This is a genomic window from Bacillus sp. mrc49 (assembly GCF_002803435.1).
This window is the reverse complement of record NZ_PHNG01000684.1, coordinates 1-1418: the sequence shown is the minus strand read 5'-3', so window position 1 is coordinate 1418 and position 1418 is coordinate 1. Positions and strand designations below refer to the sequence as shown.

The window sequence follows — 1418 nt, the reverse complement described above, 5'->3', positions numbered from 1 at the left end:
CCCTCTGACTCAACTAGCTCCATCACCTTTTTCGGATTGAACTGGTGGAGGATGACATTCATCGCTCCAACCTGTACGCGAGGTAAAAAGCAACAATGCAGTTCGGCACAATGAAACATCGGTGCAGTGATCAAACCTATATCGGATCGTTCATAATTAAGGGCCTCGCTTAAAATCGCAGCATGTTTGACCATATCTTTATGTAGGTGAATGACCCCTTTCGGACGCCCCGTCGTCCCACTCGTATACATAATGGCATAAACATCATCCTCATGAACCTCCACTTCGGCCGGCTGAGATGAAACGCTGGCCAATTTTTGGCGGTAGCCTTTCGCATAACCTGGCACATCATCATCAATGTACCAGAAACCCGTTTCCGGGAATCGCTTTTCAATAGCCGCAACCACTGATTCCAATTCCCGTTCGAATAAAACGACTTTTGGTGCTGCATCATTTAAAATGAAGGCCACTTCTTCCGGCATGAGGCGGAAGTTGATTGGATTAAAGATTGCGCCGATTTTTGCGCAGGCAAAGAATGCAGTGGCAAGCTCTTCATTGTTATAGAGGTACGTGGAGACTCTGTCGCCTTTTCGAACGCCTTCCGCCTGCAAGGCAGCCGCCAACCGATTCACCTGGTCATTCCACTGAATATACGTGTAGCGGATATTTCTTCTCACGTCGTAGATAGCCTCTTTAATGGGGAATTTCTGAACGGTCTGATCAAAGATATTTTTAATCGTTACTGACATATCATTTCCTCCTCAATTAAGCCACCCCTCAACAGAACGAGCTCTTACGTCAGTCTGGCGATAGTCGGCTGTTTCACTTTTTCAGCTTGCCTTTCGTGCAAATGACCCATGTTCATGATCGCAGGCTTCATTTCAATCCAATCTTTCAATGATCGTGGCGTTGGCCATCCCATGTCCCTCACACATTGTTTGCAGCCCATAGCGCCCTCCTGTCCTTTCCAGCTCATGAATCATGGATACCATGATCCGCGCACCACTGCCACCAAGAGGATGTCCTAAGGCAATTGCCCCGCCATTGGGATTCAGCTTCTTCGGATCCGCCCCGGTTTCTTTAAGCCACGCAATCGGTACAGGAGCAAAAGCCTCATTCACTTCAAAAATATCGATATCATCAATGGAAAGTCCCGCTTTTTCCAATGCTTTTTGTGTCGCGGGGATCGGTCCGGTCAGCATCAGCGTGGGATCTGAGCCGACGACGACCCTCGTATGCACCTTAAATCGGGGTTTCAAGCCAAGTTCTTCGGCTTTACTGCGCTCCATCAATAATAAAGCGGCGGCACCGTCACTGATCTGACTTGAGTTGCCTGCGTGAATCAACCCATTTTCTTGAAAAACGGGCTTCAGGCCTGAGAGTACTTCCAGAGTAGTTCCGCTTCTAGGACCTTGATC

General features: G+C 48.3%; 2 protein-coding genes. Both read right to left on the bottom strand.

Annotated features, from left to right (window positions below; translation table 11 throughout):
- Positions 1 to 749: AMP-binding protein (locus tag CVN76_RS10870; RefSeq protein WP_157805639.1), on the bottom strand; the 749-nt coding region annotated here is incomplete at its 3' end.
- 132 nt (positions 750 to 881) lie between these two features.
- The coding region (locus CVN76_RS10865; protein ID WP_198512537.1) for a thiolase family protein at positions 882 to 1418 on the bottom strand (537 nt) is incomplete at its 5' end.